This is a genomic window from Marinibacterium profundimaris, from assembly GCF_002210095.1.
GTDB lineage: Bacteria > Pseudomonadota > Alphaproteobacteria > Rhodobacterales > Rhodobacteraceae > Marinibacterium > Marinibacterium profundimaris.
In genome coordinates this window covers 91,277-108,795 of the sequence record NZ_AQQR01000008.1, presented here as the reverse complement: position 1 = coordinate 108,795, position 17,519 = coordinate 91,277, and the positions used below count along the sequence as shown (strand labels likewise).

Here is a 17,519-nt window from a genome sequence, read left to right as displayed (position 1 = left end):
AGAGCCATGGCTGCTGATGTTCTGCGCGACGTGCTGGTGCCGGAGGTGCTTTTTGGCGCGGCCCCAGCTGATCTGCCGCGCGAGGACGGGTGCCTGCGTGGGGACCTGATGATCGAGGACGGCCGGGTCGCGGGGATGCGGCGCGGCGAGACGGGCACGCCGCGCGTGGTGATGCCGGCGCTGGTGGAGGCGCATTGCCACCTCGACAAATGCCACACGATCCACCGCATGCAGGGCATCGGCGGCAACCTGCGCGAGGCGATCGAGGCCCAGGTCGAGGACAAGGCGCTCTGGACCGAGGACGACCTGCGCGCCCGGATCGGGCGCGGCATGGACGAGGCGATCGCGGCGGGCTGCGGGCTGCTCAGGACGCATGTGGACTGGCTGGAGGGGCTGGACCTGCCGCCGGCCTGGCACGTGATCGCCGAGGCGGCCGGGGACAGGCCCGGGCTGAAGGTGGACCGTTCGGCGCTGATCGGGGTCGACATCCTGGCCGAGCCGGGCGCGGCGGACCGTGTGGCAAGGGACATCGCGGCGACGGGGGGAACGCTGGGCGCCTTCGTGCTGGATCACGACGGGCGCGAGGCCGGGATGCGGGCGGTGCTGGAGGCCGGGGCGACATATGGGCTGACGCTGGATTTCCACATGGATGAGGGGCTGGAGGACGGGCTGGACGGGCTTGGCCTGCTGGCCGAGCTGATGATCGGGATGGGCTACCAGGGGCCGGTGCTGTGCGGACATTGCTGCAGCCTGATGAATGTGGAAGGGGACGCGCTGGACCGGCTGCTGGAGAAGGTGGCGCAGGCGGGGATCTTCGTGGCGGCGCTGCCGACGACGAACCTTTACCTGCAGGGGCGCGGGGCGGGCACGCCGGACCGGCGCGGTCTGACCCGGCTGCGCGAGCTGGACGCGGCGGGGGTGCCGATTGTCGTCGCCTCGGACAACGTGGCGGATGCCTTCTGTCCGACCGGGTTCCATGACCCGATGGGGGCGCTGAACCTTGCGGTGCTGACCGGACATCTGGATCCGCCGTTTGCGCGCTGGCTGCCGTCGGTGACGACCAATGCCGCCCGGGCGCTGGGGCGGGCGCCGGTGCTGGTGAACGGCGCGGCCGTTGGCGATCTGCGGATCAGCGCAGCGCGGGATCTGCCCGGGCTGGTGTCGGGGCGGTTGGGCCCTTTGGCCACCGTTGCAGCGGCGGAGATGGAGCACCGGAGTATTTGAGACAAAGGTGAAGTCAGGGGCGCGTCCTGCTGCTTCACCTTGGATACAAATACTTCGGCACGACACCGCAAGGGGCGCGCCAATTCAGAAGGGGGCGCTCAGGCCGCCACCGCCTGCCCCATCCGCCCGTGCAGCCGCCGGGCCACGAGCCAGGACAGCGCCGCCATCAGCCCCGCGGTGCCAAGGCAGAGCGGCAACTCGCCGACCTGGTAACTGACGCCCGACAGAAGCGTGCCCAGCAGCCGGCCGGCGGCGTTCGACATGTAGTAGAAGCCCACGTCCATCGTGACCCGGTCATCCTGGGAAAACGCCAGGATCAGGTAGGAATGGACCGAGGAATTCACCGCGAAGACGAAGCCGAAGACCATCAACCCGGCGACGAGGAACAGCGTCAGCCCCGGCGAGGGCGCACCGGCCAGCCAGGCGGCCAGCGTCACTGTCGCGAGCACCAGCGTCAGCAACCCGACCCAGAGCATGGCGAGGCGGACGATCTCGTCCAGCGCGCGGTCCTTCGCGCGCAGCAGCGACGGCGCCCAGCCCTGGACCGCGCCATAGGCGATGATCCAGAGCGCCATGAAGGTGCCGATCTGGAAGAAGGCGGCGCGGTTGCCGGCCTCGGTCCCGTCGGAAAGGACGGCGTAGAAGTAGATCGGGATGCCGACCACGAACCAGACGTCGCGCGCGGCAAAGAGGAAGACCCGGGCCAGCGACAGCAGGTTCACGCGGGGATCGCGCGAGAAGACCTCGGTGAACTTCGTGCCCTTCCTGCCGCGCGGCAGGCCCGGCGGCATCAGCAGCGCCACGGCCAGCAGGATCGCGGCCAGCACCGCGCCCATGGCCCAGAGCGCCGCGGTGAAGCCCACCGACGCCAGCAGCGCCGCCCCCAGCAGGAAGCCCACGCCCTTCACCGCGTTCTTCGATCCGGTCAGCAGCGCCACCCAGCGGAAGAGCCCGCCGCCCTCGGCCGGGGCCAGCAGCTTCACGGCGGACTTGGAGCTCATCTTGGCCAGGTCCTTGGCCACGCCCGACAGGCCCTGAACGCCCATCACGAAGGCGACCGAGGCCGCCACAGTCCAGGCCGGATCCAGCCGCGTCAGCGCGTAAAGCGCCACGATCTGCAGGGAGAGCCCCGCGTAGAGCGTTGCAGTCAGGCCGAAGCGTTTCGCGATCCAGCCCGCGGAGAGGTTGGTGACCATCCCCATGAATTCGTACAGCAGGAACAGGTAGGCCAGCTGCACCGGCGAGAAGCCCAGCCCGTGGAAATGCAGGAGCACCAGCATCCGCAGCGCCCCGTCGGTCAGCATGAAGGCCCAGTAGGCCGCGGTGACAGCGATATAGGCCGACAGCCCCTCGGCCCTGCTTGTGCTGGTCATGTGCGTCTCGTCTCTCGGGTCTGAGGTGTCATCCTGCGCGACGGATCCGTGCCCGGCAGGGCGCCCTGGTACGGGCCGCAAGCGTGCGCCCGTGTCATGCCCGCGCCAGCCCCCCGACCACCATCCGGGTCACGTCGGCCAGCCGCCAGGCGTAGCCGAATTCGTTGTCATACCAGGCATAGACCTTCACCTGCGTCCCGTTCACCACCATGGTCGATAGCGCATCCACGATCGAAGAGCGCGGATCGTTCAGGTAATCGGCCGAGACCAGCGGCCGGTCCTCGTAGCCGAGGATCCCCTGCAGGTCGCCTTCGGACGCGGCCCTGAACAGCGCGTTCACCTCTTCGACAGAGGTTTCGCGCTCGACTTCGAACACGCAATCGGTGAGCGAGGCGTTCAGCAGCGGCACGCGGACGGCGTGGCCGTTCAGGCGGCCCTTCAGCTCGGGGTAGATCAGGGTGATCGCGGTGGCCGAGCCGGTCGTGGTCGGGATCAGGGAATTCAGCGCCGAGCGCGCCCGGCGGCTGTCCTTGTAGGGCTTGTCGACCATGACCTGCGTGTTGGTCACATCGTGGATCGTGGTCATCGAGCCGTGCCTGATGCCCAGTCCCTCGTGGATGACCTTGACCACCGGCGCCAGGCAATTGGTCGTGCAGCTGGCCGCCGTCACCAGATGATGCATGGCGGGATCGTAAAGGGCGTGGTTCACGCCGTAGACCACGTTCAGCGCGCCCTCATCCTTTACCGGGGCCGAGACGACGACCTTCTTCACCCCGGCGTCGAAATAGGGCTGCACCTTGGCCGCCGTCTTGAAGACCCCGGTGCAGTCGACCACCACGTCGATGCCCAGCTCGGCCAGCGGAAGATCCTCGACTCGCGACACCTGGGTCAGGCGGATCGGCCTGCCGTCGATCGAAACGCTGTCGTCGGTCCAGCCGAAGTCATGCCGCCAGCGGCCATGCACGCTGTCGAATTCCATCAGCAGCGCGTGCTGCTCGGGCGTGCCGGCGGGATCGTTCAGCAGGACGATCTCGGCCTCCAGCCCTTCGTCGATGAAGGCGCGGAGCACCAGTTTTCCCATCCGGCCCAGGCCATTGATTGCCACGCGTGTCATTGTGGTCCGTCCGTCCGTTCTGTTCGTGTCCTGGTTCGGCCCCGCGTCCTGCCCTCGTGTGCATGGGCCGGGGATACGGCCCGGCGCGGCACGGCGTCATGCGAGCGTTACACGGGTGTGACAGGAATCATTGAGCCTGATCGCAGGCTCGAGTCTATTTCACAAATTCATGAATTAAAAGACCCCAATCTGCCAAGGCGGCTTTCCTTTGCACGCGTCCGGCGCTAGGCAAGACGCATGCCGCTGACCTTTTCCACGCTCGACGATTTCTATGCCCACGGCCACGACACCGTGATCGACGTGCGCAGCCCCTCGGAATTTGCCGAGGATCACGTGCCCGGCGCGATCTCGCTGCCCGTGCTCGACGACGAGGAGCGCGCCCGCGTGGGCACGATCTACAAGCAGGAGAGCCCGTTCCTGGCCCGCAAGCTGGGCGCGGCGCTGGTGTTCCGCAACGCGGCCGGGCACCTGGAACGGTCGCTGTCGCATCACGAAGGCGGCTGGCGGCCGCTGGTCTATTGCTGGCGCGGCGGCCAGCGGTCGGGCAGTTTCGCCTGGATGCTGAAAGAGATCGGCTGGCGGGCGGACACGGTTGAGGGCGGCTATCGCACCTACCGGCGGCTGGTGAACGGCTATCTCTACGACAGCCCCCTGCCCCACAGCTTCGTACTGATCGACGGCAACACCGGCACCGCCAAGACCGACCTGCTGCACGTGCTGGCACGGCGCGGCTGGCAGGTGCTGGACCTGGAGGGCGCGGCCAATCACCGGGGCTCGCTGCTGGGCGGCATGGGCGGTCAGCCCAGCCAGAAGGCGTTCGAGACGACGCTGGCCCGACGCCTGACCGAGATGGACCCGGCCCGCGTGGTGCTGGTGGAGGCGGAATCGAGCAAGATCGGCGAACGGATCATCCCGCCCTCGGTCTGGGCGGTGATGAAGGGCGCGGCCAGGGTCGAGATCGAGGCGCCGATGGCGGCGCGGGTCGGTTACCTGGTGGAGGCCTATGACGACGTGCTGAGCGACGGGCCCAAGCTGGAGCAGCTGCTGTGGCACCTGCGGACGGTGCGGGGGCACGAGGTGGTAGACGGCTGGATCGCGCATATCGCAAGCGGCGACAAGGCGGCGCTGACCCGGGACCTGATGGCGCAGCATTACGACCCGGCCTATGCGAAATCGCGCAGGGCCATCGGCGGAGAGCCGGTGGCGCGGGTCACGGCAGAGGCGCTGAGCCCGGCGGGGATCGAAGCCGCGGCGACGCAGCTGGAAGCCGTGCTGAAGGATCTGCCCGGCGCCTGAGCCGGACCGCCTGAGCCGTTTGTTTCCGTCAGCTGGTCAGGCGGATCGCGGGTGGGCCGTCGGTCAGCTCTCCGATCCGGGCGGTGTCGAAGCCGGCGTCCTGCAGCTGTGCGACAAGGCTGTCGGCGCTGTCGGGCGCCACCGCGGCCAGCAGGCCGCCGCCGGTCTGGGGATCGAACAGCAGGTCCGCGGCGCCGCCCTCGGGCAGGCCCGGCACCAGCGCGCGGTTCTCGGGGTAGAGGGTGGATCGGACGCCCTGCCCCGACAGCGCAAGCGCGCCCTGCATCAGCGGGATCGCATCCAGGTCGAGCATGGCGCCGCTGCCGGAGGCGGCGCAGATCCCCTCGAGGTGCCCGGCCAGGCCAAAGCCAGTCACGTCCGTCATGGCATGGGCGGCGTGCAGCAGGCGCGCGGCCGCGCCCTGCGGCTGCTGCATCTGTTCCAGCGCGGCGGCCACGCAGGCCCCCGGCGCGGCACCGGCCATCTCGGCCGCCATCACGACGCCGGAGCCCAGCGGTTTCGTCAGGATCAGCGCATCTCCGGGCTGCCCTCCGGCCAGGGTGATCGGGCGGTCGACCTCGCCCGTGACCGAAAAGCCGATGGTCAGTTCGGACCCTACGGAGGTATGGCCGCCGATGATCTCGGCCCCGGCGGCGCGCATGGCGGTGCGGGCGGTTTCCATGATCTCGGTCAGGGTCCGATGCTGCAGGGCGGGCGAGAGGCGCGGCAGGATCAGTGTGGCAAGGGCCGTCTTCGGCGCGCCGCCCATGGCCCAGATGTCGCCCAGGGCGTGGGTCACGGCGATGCGGGTCATGACCACCGGGTCCTCCACCATGGCGCGCAGGTGGTCGGTGGTCAGCACCAGCCGGGTGCCGCCGACGTTCAGCAGCGCGGCATCGTCGCCCGGCAGCATGTCGATGTCCGGGCGGTCCACGGGCGCCTCGATGATGCGCGAGAGCCCGGCGCGCCCGACCTTGGCGCCACAGCCGCCGCAAAGGGGCTTTTCGCCCAGGGCGTCGTCGACCCCGGCGGCCCGGTCGCGGGGCAAGGCGGGGGGCGGCATGGCGGGCAGGTCGCGGAACTTCTCCATGAAGCGCTGATCGATGCGGTCCTTCCAGCGCCACATCAGCGGGCCCGACAGTGGCAGGCCAAAGCGTTCACCCAGCGCGGATTTCCCGCCCAGCGAGATGAGCTTGAGGTAATCGCCCTGCGGCCGGTAACGGCGCAGGGGCCGGTCCATGGCACGGGCGCGAAGGTTGTCGTAAAGCACCGGCGCCTGGCGGACGGCATAGACCCCGGCCTTGGGGCGCGGGGCAAAGGCCATATGGGCGCAATCGCCGGCGGCGAAGATGTCCGCGTCGCTGGTCTGCAGCGTCTCGGAAATGGTCAGGAAGCCGTCCGTCGTGTCGAGCCCCGAGGCGGCGAGCCAGCCGTAGGGGCGCGCACCGGCGGCACCGGTGACGAAATCGGCGGGGATCGACGTGCCGTCGGTCAGGGTGACGCCCCGGGGCGAGACCTGGGCGATGGGCGTGTCTTCGTGAAGGTGGATGCCCGCCTTGGCGATCCGGGCGCGGATCTTGCGGGCCGAGGCCGGGCGCAGCGCGCTCAGGGCGGTGCCGCGGTCGATCAGGGCGACCTGCGCCGCGCGGCCCGCCTGCGCAAGCGCATGGGCCATGGCCAGGGCGAGCTCCACCCCCGCGACGCCACCGCCGATCACGGCGACGGAGGCCGGGCCCTGCCCCGCGAGATAGGCGGCCCAGGCGCTGGCGAAGGGGCCCAGCGGCTTGGCCGGCACGGCGTGTTCGGCAAAGCCGGGCAGGTCGGGCATGGCCGAGGTGATGCCGATGTCGATGGAACAGAGGTCATAGCCCACCGGCGGACGGCCCGGCACCGCGATGGCGCGGGCGATCGGGTCGATCGCGGTGGCCGCGCCAAGGATCAGGCGGGCGCCGGCAAAGCGGGCCAGGCGGACAAGATCGATGTCCAGCGCCTCGCGGCTGTAATGGCCTGCGACATGGCCCGGGAGCATGCCGGAATAGGGCGCCGTCGGACCGGGATTGACCAGGGTCAGCCGGGCCCCGGGCAGGGGCGCCATCCCCCATTTGCGCAGCACCAGAGCATGGGTGTGGCCACCGCCGACGAGGACGATGTCACGGGTCTTGGGAAGGGGCATGGTCTCCATGGGACGGTTATCCGCGCCACCGGGCGGGCTGGCAAGCCGGGTCGGCACGATGGGGCTCCGCCAGGAGCCTGCGCCCCGCGGTGAGGCCCGCGCGCGAGGGGGACGCGGGCGGTGCAGAGGCGCGGCGCGCGGGCCGCGCGTCACTGCGGACCTGCGCATCGCCGGAGTGGCCGGGCGGATCGCCGATGATCGCGCGCGCCCTGAATGCACAGGGGCGGACCCCGGCCCGCCCCTGCATCCTGCATGTCATCGTGCGTTTTTTTTCACCCCGCGCGTCACCGGGCCCTGTCCGGCCGGTCAGGCAGGCGCGGCGCTGAGGATTGTTTCGGGGTATTCCTCGACGAAATCCTGAAGGGTGGTAAACAGAACGCGGGCGTGATCGAGGTTGCCCGCACGCAGCGCTTCGCGCATGTCGCCGCAGATCATCCTCTGAACCTCTGACGCGCCCTTGTGCATGTGCATGAAGTATTCGCCCAGAAGGGCCGCCGCGATGTCGGCCAGGTGATCATGTCCGGCCAGCTGGCTGACCTCTTCCCTGGACAGACCCGTCACATCGCGCATGTCGTCGATTGTCATCATAGCCGATCCTCCCTCTCCTCCGCCGGCATGAACTCATGGGATTATGTAACACGATTCTCCCCCCGTCCCGCAGGACCTTTCAGCTGGATGCGGGTTTTTGCCGCTTGGGAGCGCTCACCTTCCGGTTGTGGAATATGTTGCCGGCCTCAATTGTAACCTGCAGTACGGATATGCACGGTTGCCCCGCAATGCTTGCAATGCACCGCATCCGCGTCATGCAGGAAAAGCCCGCAGGTCTCGCATTCGAACCGCACCTTGGTCGGACGAAAGAGCACCTGCAACAACCGCAGGAAGAGCGTGACACCGAAGATCATCACCGCCACGGACAGAAGCCGGCCGCCCGGGCCGTTCAGGGTGATGTCGCCGAAGCCCGTGGTCGTCAGGGTGGTGACGGTGAAGTAGAGCGCGTCTGCGTAGTTGCGGATGTCGGGATTGATCGCCTCCTGCGTGGCATAGATCAGCCCGGTCATCACGAAGAGGAAGACGCCGATGTTGACGCAGGCAAGGATGATGTCCTCGTTGCGGCGGAAGAAGGTGAAATCCTGCCGCAGACGGTCCAGCAGTTCATAGGTGTGCAACAGGCGCAGGGTCCGCAGGATCCGGAGGAAGCCCAGCCCCTCGCCCGCGATGGGCGCGAGGAAGGACAGCATCGCGATAATGTCGGCCCAGGTGGCAATCCGCAGCAGGAAGCGGCTTTTCTGCGGCTCGATCCAGAACCGCATGACGAAATCGGCAAGGATCAGAATGCCGAAGATGGCATCGGTGATCTCGACCGGGCGGGTATGCGGGAAGAACGACGTGACGACGACGAAAAGCACCGTGACGATGTCGAAGGCCAGAAGGACATAGCGGAACCTGTGCCCTCGCGGCGTGTCATCCATGTAGAGCGACCGGATACGGTCCTTCATGCGCGCGCTCCGTGACACGACCCCTTGTGGGCAAAGCATAATCCCAGCGGCGTGAGGTGTCCAAGCCCCGGAATGGTCCGCCCCCGGGACAACGCGGCGGATGCGGTCCCCGGCCTGCCCGCACCCGGCCCCGCCATTGCGCGCGCGGCCCGGGCGGAACGGGACGGGCTGGTGGCCTGACCGCCGGGGCCGGGTGAGAGGCCCGTCTCCATCCTGCACCCGCCTTTCGCCCTGCGCGTCGTAGGCGTGACCGGCATGACAGGCGGCAAGGGACCGGCCAGGTGTCCCGGACACCGGACGCCCGGCCCGGCCCCTCGGGACACCTGGCCGTTCGGTCCCGCGAGGGCGCCGGCGCCGCGCCTACGACGCGTCGAGGATGGCGATCACACGGGCCGGCGCGGCCGAGGCGCCCTTCAGCTTCAGCGGCATCACGTGGACGGTGAAGCCCGAGGGCGGCAGCTTGTCGAGGTTGGTGAGCTGTTCCATGTGCCAGTAGGTGCGGCGGATGCCGACGCGGTGGGCCTCCCAGAACAGATCCTTGCGGTTCTCGGCCTTGGCCCTGGCGATCTGCATGTGAAACGGCAGGTCCCAGCCCCACTGGTCGATCCCCATCACCCGGCTGCCCCGGTCGATGAGCCATTCGGTCGCCTCGGCGCTCATCCCGGTGCCGTATTTCCAGAATTCCGGATCGTCCGAGAACTTGTCGCGATCGGTGCGGATCAGCGTGATCGTGCCCTGTTCGATCCTCGCCCCGGTCCGCGCCAGCTCGGCCTCGATATCGGCCACGTTGATCGGATCGCCCTCCTCCTTCTGCGACATGTCCAGCACCACGCCGGGCCCGATGCAGGCCTCCAGAGGCAGCTGTTCGATCGTCGCCGCCGGCTCGCCTTCCGAGACGGAGCCGTAATGCACCGGCGCGTCGATATGGGTTGTCGCGTGAACGCCCAGCTTGCGGATCGTGTCATCGGCCCAGCCTTCGAAATCGTCCGGCATCAGGCGATACGGGAGGCCCAGCATGCGCACCATGAAACGGGCGAAGCGGCGGCTTTTGGGCTTGATCTTTACGCGCAGGAACCCCGGCGCAACGGGGTTGTCCACGATGGTCTTCGACAAATCGACGATCTTCATCTGAAATTCCGGTATCGAGGCAATGGAAACGGGAAACCGGCAGGCGATTCGCATCGCCTGCCGGTTCGGACCGTGGACCTAGCACTCCTTTTCGGCGGCTCCCACAGACGAAACCCGGCGCAGCGGGTTTTTGCCCGCCCTAACGTAAGGTCCCGGGGTCAAATTGTCGTGTGACATGAAAAAGCCGCGAGCCGGGCCGGTGCCCAGGAGGACAGGTGGCACCCGTCCCGTGCAACGTCTCGGCCAGGCGCGCAGACCGAAACGGGGGCCCGTGACAGGGCCCCCGCTGGTTCCGGGCGTGTCGCCCTATTCCGCCGCTTCGGCGTAATCCGCCATCGGCGGGCAGGTGCAGGTCAGGTTCCGGTCGCCCCAGACGTTGTCGACGCGGTTGACCGGCGGCCAGTACTTGTCGACCCGGAAGGCGCCCGGCGGGAAGCACCCGGTCTCGCGCGAATAGGGGCGATCCCATTCCTTCACGAGGTCCTCCATCGTGTGGGGCGCGTTCTTCAGCGGGTTGTTCTCCGCGTCGATCTCGCCCTTCTCGATCTGCGCGATCTCCTCCCGGATCGCCAGCATGGCGTCGCAGAAGCGGTCCAGCTCGGCCTTGGTCTCGGACTCGGTGGGCTCGATCATCAGCGTGCCGGAGACCGGCCAGCTCATCGTCGGCGCGTGAAAGCCGCAATCCATCAGCCGCTTGGCGATGTCGTCCACGGTGACATGGGCCGAGGTCGCGAAGGGCCGGGTATCGAGGATGCATTCATGCGCCACCCGCCCCGTCGGCCCCTTGTAGAGCACGTCGTAGGCGCCCTCGAGCCGCTTGGCCACGTAGTTGGCGTTCAGGATCGCCACCCGCGTCGCCTGGGTCAGGCCTTCGCCGCCCATCATCAGGCAATAGGCCCAGGAGATCGGCAACAGCGAGGGTGAGCCGAAGGGCGCCGCCGAGACCGCACCGTCGCCGCTGACCGGATCGCCGGGCAGATGCGGGACCAGATGCGCTTTGACGCCGATCGGCCCCATGCCGGGACCGCCGCCGCCATGCGGGATGCAGAAGGTCTTGTGCAGGTTCAGGTGGCTGACATCGCCGCCCAGGTCGCCGGGCCGCGAGAGGCCCACCATGGCGTTCATGTTGGCCCCGTCGATATAGACCTGCCCGCCATGCTCATGGACGATCTTGCAGACCTCGGTCACCGTCTCCTCGAACACGCCGTGGGTCGAGGGATAGGTGATCATGCAGCCGGCAAGCTCGGCGGCATGCTTTTCGGCCTTGGCGCGGAAGTCGTCGAGGTCGATGTCGCCGTTGTCCGCCGATTTCACCGGCACGACCTTCCAGCCGACCATATGCGCCGAGGCCGGGTTGGTCCCGTGCGCGGACATCGGGATCAGGCAGACGTTGCGGTGCCCTTCCCCGTTGGCCCTATGGTAGCCCGCGATGGTCAGCAGACCGGCATATTCCCCCTGCGCACCGGAATTCGGCTGCATGGAGAAATCGTCGTAGCCGGTGATGTCGCAGAGCTTGCTGGACAGATCGTCGATCATCTCCCTGTAGCCCAGCGCCTGATCGGCAGGGACATAAGGATGGAGCAACGAGAACTCGCCCCAGCTGATCGGCATCATCTCGGCCGCGGCGTTCAGCTTCATGGTGCAGGAGCCCAGCGGGATCATCGCGCGGTCCAGCGCCAGGTCGCGGTCCGAGAGGCGGCGCATGTAGCGCATCATCTCGGTCTCGGCCCGGTTCATGTGGAAGATCGGGTGGGTCAGGTAATCCGAGGTGCGCAGCAGCGGATCGGGCATGCGGTACTCGGCGGTCACGCCCGGGTCGCGGTCGGTGATGCCGAAGGCGCGCCAGACCTGCTTCAGGGTCTCGGGCCGGGTCCGTTCATCCAGCGAGATGCCGACCTTGGTGCTGCCGACCCGGCGCAGGTTGATGCCTTCGTCCACGGCGGATTTCATCACCGCTTCCTGCAGCGGCCCGACATCCACGGTGAAGGTGTCGAAGAAGTTCTCGGGCTCGACCTTGAAGCCCTTCTCCTCCAGCCCGCGCGCCAGCCGCACCGTCTTGCGGTGGATCCGCTGGGCGATGGCCTTGAGCCCCTCGGGACCATGGAAGACCGCGTAGAACCCCGCCATGACCGCCAGCAGCGCCTGCGCGGTGCAGACGTTCGACGTGGCCTTTTCCCGGCGGATATGCTGTTCGCGCGTCTGAAGCGACAGGCGGTAGGCGCGGTTGCCGTGGCTGTCGACCGAGACGCCGACGATGCGGCCCGGCATCGAGCGCGCGTTCTTCTCATGCGTCGCCATGTAGGCCGCATGCGGCCCGCCATAGCCCACCGGCACGCCGAAGCGCTGGGTCGAGCCCACGGCGATATCGGCGCCCATCGCGCCCGGCTCCTTCAGCAGCGTCAGCGCCATGATGTCGGCGGAGACGATGCCGACCGCCTGCGCGCCGTGCAACGCGGCCATTTCCGGCGTGAAATCGCGCAGGTGGCCGTAGGTGCCGGGATACTGGAAGATCGCGCCAAACACGGCCTCGGGGTCCAGGTCGTCGGCGGGGCCCACGATCACCTCGATCCCCAGCGGTTCGGCCCGGGTCTTCATAACCGAGATGTTCTGCGGATGGCAGTTCTCGTCGATGAAGAACGCCTTGGCCTTCGACTTGGCGATGCGCTGCGCCATGGTCATCGCCTCGGCGCAGGCCGTGGCTTCGTCCAGCAGCGAGGCATTGGCGATCTCGAGCCCGGTCAGGTCGGACACCATCGTCTGGTAGTTCAGCAGCGCCTCGAGCCGACCTTGCGCAATCTCGGGCTGATAGGGCGTGTAGGCGGTGTACCAGGCCGGGTTTTCCAGGATGTTGCGCTGGATCGCCGGGGGCGTGACCGTGCCGTAGTAGCCCATGCCGATGAGCGAGGTCAGAACCTTGTTCTTCGCCGCCGTCTCGCGCATGTGGTGCAGCAGCTCGCGCTCGGATTTCGGTTTCCCGAAATCCAGCGGCGCGGCCTGGCGGATGCCCTTGGGCACGGTCTCGTCGATCAGCGTGTCCAGGTCGGCGGCGCCCACGGTCGACAGCATCTCGGCCATCTCCTTGGGCGACGGGCCGATATGGCGCCGATTGGCGAAATCGTAGGGCAGGTAGTCGGTTGGTTTGAAAGACATCGCGGAGGGCTCCGTCACTCGATCATGGCCTTGTAGGCCGCTTCGTCCATGTAGCCGTCCATCTGGCTTGCATCCGCCGGACGGATCTTGAAGAACCAGCCGTCGCCCAGCGGGTCCTCGTTGGCCAGCGCCGGGTTGTCGACGAGGGTCTCGTTGATCTCGACGATCTCGCCGTCGATCGGCGCGCAGATGTCGGAGGCGGCCTTGACGCTTTCGATCACCACGATCTCGTCATCCTTGGCGACAGTGCTGCCGACCTCGGGCAGTTCGACGAAGACCAAATCGCCAAGCTGCTCGGTTGCGTGCTCGGTGATGCCGACAACGACGATATCGCCTTCAGGCCGGAGCCATTCGTGTTCTTCGGTGAATTTCATGCCTGCTGGACCTTTGCTGGTTTGCGTTTGAAACGGGCGGGGACGAAGGGGAGTGCGGTCACCGTGACCGGAACCCTGCGTCCGCGCAATTCGCCGAAAACGGTGGTGCCTTCGGCAGTGAGTTCGGTGGGCAGGTAGCCCATGGCGACGGGGCCCTCGACAGAGGGGCCGAAGCCGCCGGACGTGATCTGGCCGATAGGGTCGCCCCCCTCTTCGGCCGCGAAGAGCGGGACGCCTTCGCGCATCGGCGCGCGGCCCTCGGGGCGCAGGCCCACGCGGGTCTTGCCGGCGCCGGTCTCGAGCTGGGCGAGGATGGTTTCATCCCCCGGAAAGCCGCCTTCGCGCGCGCCGCCGATGCGCCGCACCGTCTGGATCGCCCAGCTCAGCGCGGCCTCGGCCGGGGTGGTTTCGGTGTCGATGTCGTGCCCATAAAGGCAGAGCCCCGCCTCAAGCCGCAGCGAATCCCGCGCGCCGAGCCCGATGGGCTCCACCGCGTCATGCGCCAGCAGCTTGCGCGCCAGCGCCTCGGCCGCGGCCTCGGGGACCGAGATCTCGTAGCCGTCCTCGCCGGTATAGCCCGAGCGCGAGACCCAGCACTCCGCTCCATCGAGGGTCAGCGTGGCGACATCCATGAAGGCCATGTCGGCGGCCTTCGGGTCGAGCGCGGCCAGCACCTCCTCCGACGCCGGGCCCTGCAGGGCGATCAGCGCGCGGTCGGTGATCGGGGTCACCGTGACAGCGGGTTCCAGCGTCTTCAGGTGGGCAATGTCGGCCTCCTTGCAGGCGGCGTTGACCACCAGGAAGACGTGATCGCCCCGGTTGGTCAGCATCAGGTCGTCACTGATGCCGCCCTCGGGCGTGGTGAACAGCCCGTAGCGCTGCCGGTTCTCGCCCAGCCCGGCGATGTTCACCGGGATCAGCGTTTCCAGCGCGGCGGCGGCGGCGGCGTAATCCGTGCCGGTCACGATGACCTGGCCCATGTGGCTGACATCGAACAGCCCGGCCTTGTCGCGCGTGTGAAGGTGTTCCTTCATCACGCCAAGCTTGTACTGCACCGGCATCTCGTAGCCCGCGAAGGGGACCATCTTGGCCCCCAGTTCCACGTGCAGATCGTATAGCGGCGTCCGTGAGAGGTCTGACACCTTCACCCCCTGTCTTTCGTCCATTCAGCCGATGACACGGGATTGCGTCACACGGCACCATGCGCGCCACCCCGGCGCGCGTGATGCCCCCTCTGTCCTGATGCCTGAGATCGTTATCCCTTCGGCGGATGCACGGGGCATCACTCTCCAGAGTCATTTCGACCACCACGGTCCTGCGGCCTGAGAGTTTCCGGGGCGTTTGCTCCTTCGGCACCAGCTTGGCTGGTTCTCCCGTGGCGGTCGTTTGCGGGTTTTCTGTCGTCCCGCACCTTGGTTGTAGACCGATGCATACGGAAAGATCAAAGGATTCTCGTGGCTTTCCGCGGGCTGCGGCGATAAGGAGCACTGATGCCACACCCGATTGCACAATAAGTCCCCCTGAACGCGATCCCCTCAGGCCGTGGCCGAGACGCGCCGCGTCAGGACCTGCCGGCGGACGAAGGCCACCAGGAAGATCGCGGTGAGGATCAGCACGATCGTCGGCGCCGGCGCGCTGTCGAGGAAGAAGCTCAGGTAGACGCCCCCCAGCATCCCGACCATGCAGGCCGCCACCGCGACCACCAGCATGTGGCCGAAGCTGCGCACCAGCAGGAAGGCAATCGCCCCCGGCGCGATCAGCAGGCCGACGGCAAGGATCAGCCCGGTCGCCGAGAGCGTCGCGACGATGGTCAGCGACAGGATGGTCAGCAAGCCATAGTGCAGCACACCGACCCGCAGCCCCGCGGCGCGCGCCTGGATCGGGTCGAAGGCATGCAGCATCAGGTCGCGCCATTTCAGCAGCAGCGCCACCGACACCACCAGCCCGATGGATCCGGCGGTCCACAGGTCCTGCGGCCCCACGCCCAGCATGTTGCCGAAGAGGATGTGGTCGAGATGCACATTGGTGCGGATCGCCACGAAGATCACGATGCCCAGCCCGAACATGCCGGAAAACACCACGCCCATCACCGTGTCCTGCTTTACCCGGCTGTTGTCACTGAGATAGCCGGTCGCCACCGCAGTCAGCATGCCCGCGGCAAAGGCGCCCACGATCAGCGGCCAGCCCAGCACATAGGCCAGCACGATCCCCGGCAGCACGGCATGGCTGACCGCGTCGCCCATCAACGCCCAGCCCTTCAGCACCAGGAAACACGACAGCAGCGCCGTCGGCACCGACACGATCAGCGCGATCAGGAAGGCGTTCTGCATGAAGGGAAACTGAAACGGCATCAGCAATGTTTCGGCCATCACGCGCCCTCCCTCAGGGCCTCGGCCACGCGGCGGCGATGCGCCAGCAGACCGTGCTTGGGCGCCAGGATGAAGGTGACAAGGAAGATCAGCGTCTGCAGCACCACGATGACCCCTCCGGTCGCGCCATCGAGGAAATAGCTGATGTAGGCGCCCGAGAAGCTGGTGCAGGTGCCGATGGCCACCGCCGTCACGATCAGCCGCGGGAAGCGGTCGCAGAGCAGGTAGGCCGTGGCGCCCGGTGTCACCACCATGGCGATCACCAGGAAGGCCCCCACCGTCTGCATCGCCGCCACCACGCAGGCCGACAGCAGCACGAAAAAGATCCCCTTGAGCAGGTCGGGCCGCAGCCCGATCGAGCGCGCGTGGTTCTCGTCGAAGAAGACCACCAGCAGGTCTTTCCATTTCAGAAGCAGCACGGCGAGCGAGACGAAGCCGATGACCGCCAGCTGCAGCGTATCCGTCGGCGAAATCGCCAGGATATTGCCCATGGTGATCGTCTGGATCGACACCGCCATCGGGTTGACCGAGGCCATGAACAGACCCAGCCCGAAGAACGAGGTGAAGATCAGCCCGATCACCACGTCCACCTTCAGCCCCGACCGGTCCGACAGGAACAGCATCGCCGCCGCCGCCAGCCCGCCCGACAGGAAGGCGCCCAGCGCAAACGGCAGCCCCAGCATGTAGGCCCCGGCCACGCCCGGCACCACGGAATGCGACAGCGCATCGCCAATCAGGGACCAGCCCTTGAGCATCAGGTAGCACGACAGGAAGGCACAGACCGCCCCGACAAGGGCCGAGACCCACATGGCATTGACCATGTAGCCGTAGCCGAAGGGCTCCAGCAGCGGGCTCACGGCTTCTCCTCCGGCTCGCTGCTGTCGACGCCGTATTGCACGAAGGGGCGTTCGTCGTCGGTCAGGATCGACACCCGGCGCGCGTCGTCGTCGTCATGCAGGTCGGTGCCCGACAGGGTGAACTGCCGCAGAACGCCGCCGAAGGCGCGGGCGAGGTTCTCGTGGGTGAAGGTCGTCTCGGTCGGGCCATAGCCCAGCACGGTGCCCTTCACGAGGATCGTCCGGTCGCAGAACTCCGGCACGGTGCCAAGGTTGTGGGTCGAGACCAGCATCACCCGCCCCTCGTCGCGCAGCTCGCGCAGCAGCGCGATGATCTGCTCTTCGGTCTTCACGTCGACACCGGTGAAGGGTTCGTCCAGCAGGATCACCTGACCCTCCTGCGCCAGCGCCCGGGCGAGGAAGACGCGCTTCTTCTGCCCGCCCGACAGCTCTCCGATCTGGCGGTGGCGGTAGTCGGCCATGTTGACCCGGGCCAGCGCCGCGTCGACCGCCTCGTGATCGGCGGCGCGCGCCCGGCGCAGGAACCCCATGTGTCCGTAGCGGCCCATCATCACCACGTCCTCCACCAGCACCGGGAAGGACCAGTCGAGCTCCTCGGATTGCGGGACGTAGGCGACAAGGCTCTTGCGCAGCGCCTCCTTCACACTCATCCCCAGCAGCCGGATCTCGCCCTTGCCGAGGGGCACGAAGCCCATGATCGCCTTGAAGAGGGTGGATTTGCCGGCACCGTTGACGCCGACCAGCGCGGTCACGGTGCCGCGCGGGATCTCGAAGGTGGCGTCGCGCAGGGCGGTCATGCCGTTGCGGTAGGTGACGGTGACATCCCGCGCGGCAATGCCGCCGCCCGGGTCCGTCGTGCGGACCTCGGGGCCGAGGGGGATGTAGCTGTCGGGTGTCATATGGCTGTCTTTCCGGATGGGGCCGCGGCGGCCCCGACCGGGGCAGCCGGCGGTGCTTGGTCTTGC

Annotated in this window: 14 protein-coding genes and 1 riboswitch; of the genes, 2 read left to right on the top strand and 12 right to left on the bottom strand. The window is 67.7% G+C overall.

The genetic code is table 11. The annotated features are described in order from the left end of the window. Positions 1 to 6 precede the first annotated feature (6 nt). Positions 7 to 1,224, top strand: coding sequence for an amidohydrolase family protein (locus tag ATO3_RS17855; RefSeq protein WP_088651255.1), 1,218 nt, complete (start codon positions 7 to 9; stop codon positions 1,222 to 1,224). A 98-nt stretch (positions 1,225 to 1,322) separates the two neighbouring features. Here ATO3_RS17855 and arsJ read toward each other — a convergent pair whose 3' ends face one another. Together arsJ and ATO3_RS17845 are read right to left on the bottom strand one after the other, a co-directional pair. Beyond that, a complete protein-coding gene (gene arsJ / locus ATO3_RS17850) occupies positions 1,323 to 2,597 on the bottom strand; it encodes an organoarsenical effux MFS transporter ArsJ (protein ID WP_088651254.1) in 1,275 nt (424 codons plus the stop codon). Positions 2,598 to 2,691: 94 nt separating this feature from the next. Next, on the bottom strand, positions 2,692 to 3,711 hold the full coding sequence (locus ATO3_RS17845; RefSeq protein ID WP_088651253.1) for an ArsJ-associated glyceraldehyde-3-phosphate dehydrogenase: 1,020 nt from the start codon (positions 3,709 to 3,711) through the stop codon (positions 2,692 to 2,694). A 237-nt stretch (positions 3,712 to 3,948) separates the two neighbouring features. Between ATO3_RS17845 and mnmH the strand changes: the two genes are divergently transcribed. Next, complete coding sequence (gene mnmH / locus ATO3_RS17840; protein WP_088651252.1) at positions 3,949 to 5,007, top strand: tRNA 2-selenouridine(34) synthase MnmH; 1,059 nt, start codon at positions 3,949 to 3,951, stop codon at positions 5,005 to 5,007. A gap of 28 nt (positions 5,008 to 5,035) precedes the next feature. Here mnmH and selD read toward each other — a convergent pair whose 3' ends face one another. The 10 genes from selD to ATO3_RS17790 form a co-directional block, all read right to left on the bottom strand. Further along, positions 5,036 to 7,189 carry a selenide, water dikinase SelD gene (selD, locus tag ATO3_RS17835; protein ID WP_088651251.1) on the bottom strand — a complete coding sequence of 718 codons (2,154 nt, stop codon included), beginning with the start codon at positions 7,187 to 7,189 and terminating at the stop codon, positions 5,036 to 5,038. Between the two features lie 297 nt (positions 7,190 to 7,486). Further along, positions 7,487 to 7,768: a hypothetical protein gene (locus tag ATO3_RS17830; protein WP_088651250.1), complete on the bottom strand. Its 282-nt coding sequence runs from the start codon at positions 7,766 to 7,768 to the stop codon at positions 7,487 to 7,489. A 146-nt stretch (positions 7,769 to 7,914) separates the two neighbouring features. Further along, positions 7,915 to 8,676, bottom strand: a complete 762-nt coding sequence (locus ATO3_RS17825; protein WP_088651249.1) for a potassium channel family protein — start codon at positions 8,674 to 8,676, stop codon at positions 7,915 to 7,917. Between the two features lie 360 nt (positions 8,677 to 9,036). Then, a complete protein-coding gene (locus tag ATO3_RS17820; protein WP_088651341.1) occupies positions 9,037 to 9,804 on the bottom strand; it encodes a cyclase family protein in 768 nt (255 codons plus the stop codon). Positions 9,805 to 10,110: 306 nt separating this feature from the next. Continuing rightward, positions 10,111 to 12,954 (bottom strand): aminomethyl-transferring glycine dehydrogenase, encoded by a 2,844-nt coding sequence (gene gcvP / locus ATO3_RS17815; protein WP_088651248.1) that lies wholly within the window; start codon positions 12,952 to 12,954, stop codon positions 10,111 to 10,113. A 14-nt stretch (positions 12,955 to 12,968) separates the two neighbouring features. Next, positions 12,969 to 13,328, bottom strand: a complete 360-nt coding sequence (gcvH, locus tag ATO3_RS17810) for a glycine cleavage system protein GcvH (RefSeq protein ID WP_088651247.1) — start codon at positions 13,326 to 13,328, stop codon at positions 12,969 to 12,971. Beyond that, on the bottom strand, positions 13,325 to 14,470 hold the full coding sequence (gcvT, locus tag ATO3_RS17805) for a glycine cleavage system aminomethyltransferase GcvT (protein WP_088651340.1): 1,146 nt from the start codon (positions 14,468 to 14,470) through the stop codon (positions 13,325 to 13,327). Before gcvT ends, gcvH begins: the two co-directional genes overlap by 4 nt. Before the next feature lie 158 nt (positions 14,471 to 14,628). Beyond that, positions 14,629 to 14,714, bottom strand: a riboswitch (glycine riboswitch). Positions 14,715 to 14,863: 149 nt separating this feature from the next. Then, positions 14,864 to 15,697 (bottom strand): metal ABC transporter permease, encoded by an 834-nt coding sequence (locus ATO3_RS17800; protein ID WP_269845419.1) that lies wholly within the window; start codon positions 15,695 to 15,697, stop codon positions 14,864 to 14,866. Beyond that, positions 15,697 to 16,554, bottom strand: a complete 858-nt coding sequence (locus ATO3_RS17795; RefSeq protein WP_088651245.1) for a metal ABC transporter permease — start codon at positions 16,552 to 16,554, stop codon at positions 15,697 to 15,699. The genes ATO3_RS17800 and ATO3_RS17795 overlap by 1 nt, the downstream gene beginning before the upstream one ends. Further along, positions 16,551 to 17,453 (bottom strand): manganese/iron ABC transporter ATP-binding protein, encoded by a 903-nt coding sequence (locus ATO3_RS17790; protein ID WP_088651244.1) that lies wholly within the window; start codon positions 17,451 to 17,453, stop codon positions 16,551 to 16,553. The genes ATO3_RS17795 and ATO3_RS17790 overlap by 4 nt, the downstream gene beginning before the upstream one ends. Positions 17,454 to 17,519 lie beyond the last annotated feature (66 nt).

Bases quoted from the DNA above. Each gene is read 5' to 3' on its own strand.
- ATO3_RS17855 (WP_088651255.1), top strand. From the start codon at position 7: ATGGCTGCTGATGTTCTGCGCGACGTGCTGGTGCCGGAGGTGCTTTTT.
- arsJ (WP_088651254.1), bottom strand. From the start codon at position 2,597: ATGACCAGCACAAGCAGGGCCGAGGGGCTGTCGGCCTATATCGCTGTC.
- ATO3_RS17845 (WP_088651253.1), bottom strand. From the start codon at position 3,711: ATGACACGCGTGGCAATCAATGGCCTGGGCCGGATGGGAAAACTGGTG.
- mnmH (WP_088651252.1), top strand. From the start codon at position 3,949: ATGCCGCTGACCTTTTCCACGCTCGACGATTTCTATGCCCACGGCCAC.
- selD (WP_088651251.1), bottom strand. From the start codon at position 7,189: ATGGAGACCATGCCCCTTCCCAAGACCCGTGACATCGTCCTCGTCGGC.
- ATO3_RS17830 (WP_088651250.1), bottom strand. From the start codon at position 7,768: ATGATGACAATCGACGACATGCGCGATGTGACGGGTCTGTCCAGGGAA.
- ATO3_RS17825 (WP_088651249.1), bottom strand. From the start codon at position 8,676: ATGAAGGACCGTATCCGGTCGCTCTACATGGATGACACGCCGCGAGGG.
- ATO3_RS17820 (WP_088651341.1), bottom strand. From the start codon at position 9,804: ATGAAGATCGTCGATTTGTCGAAGACCATCGTGGACAACCCCGTTGCG.
- gcvP (WP_088651248.1), bottom strand. From the start codon at position 12,954: ATGTCTTTCAAACCAACCGACTACCTGCCCTACGATTTCGCCAATCGG.
- gcvH (WP_088651247.1), bottom strand. From the start codon at position 13,328: ATGAAATTCACCGAAGAACACGAATGGCTCCGGCCTGAAGGCGATATC.
- ATO3_RS17800 (WP_269845419.1), bottom strand. From the start codon at position 15,697: ATGGCCGAAACATTGCTGATGCCGTTTCAGTTTCCCTTCATGCAGAAC.
- ATO3_RS17790 (WP_088651244.1), bottom strand. From the start codon at position 17,453: ATGACACCCGACAGCTACATCCCCCTCGGCCCCGAGGTCCGCACGACG.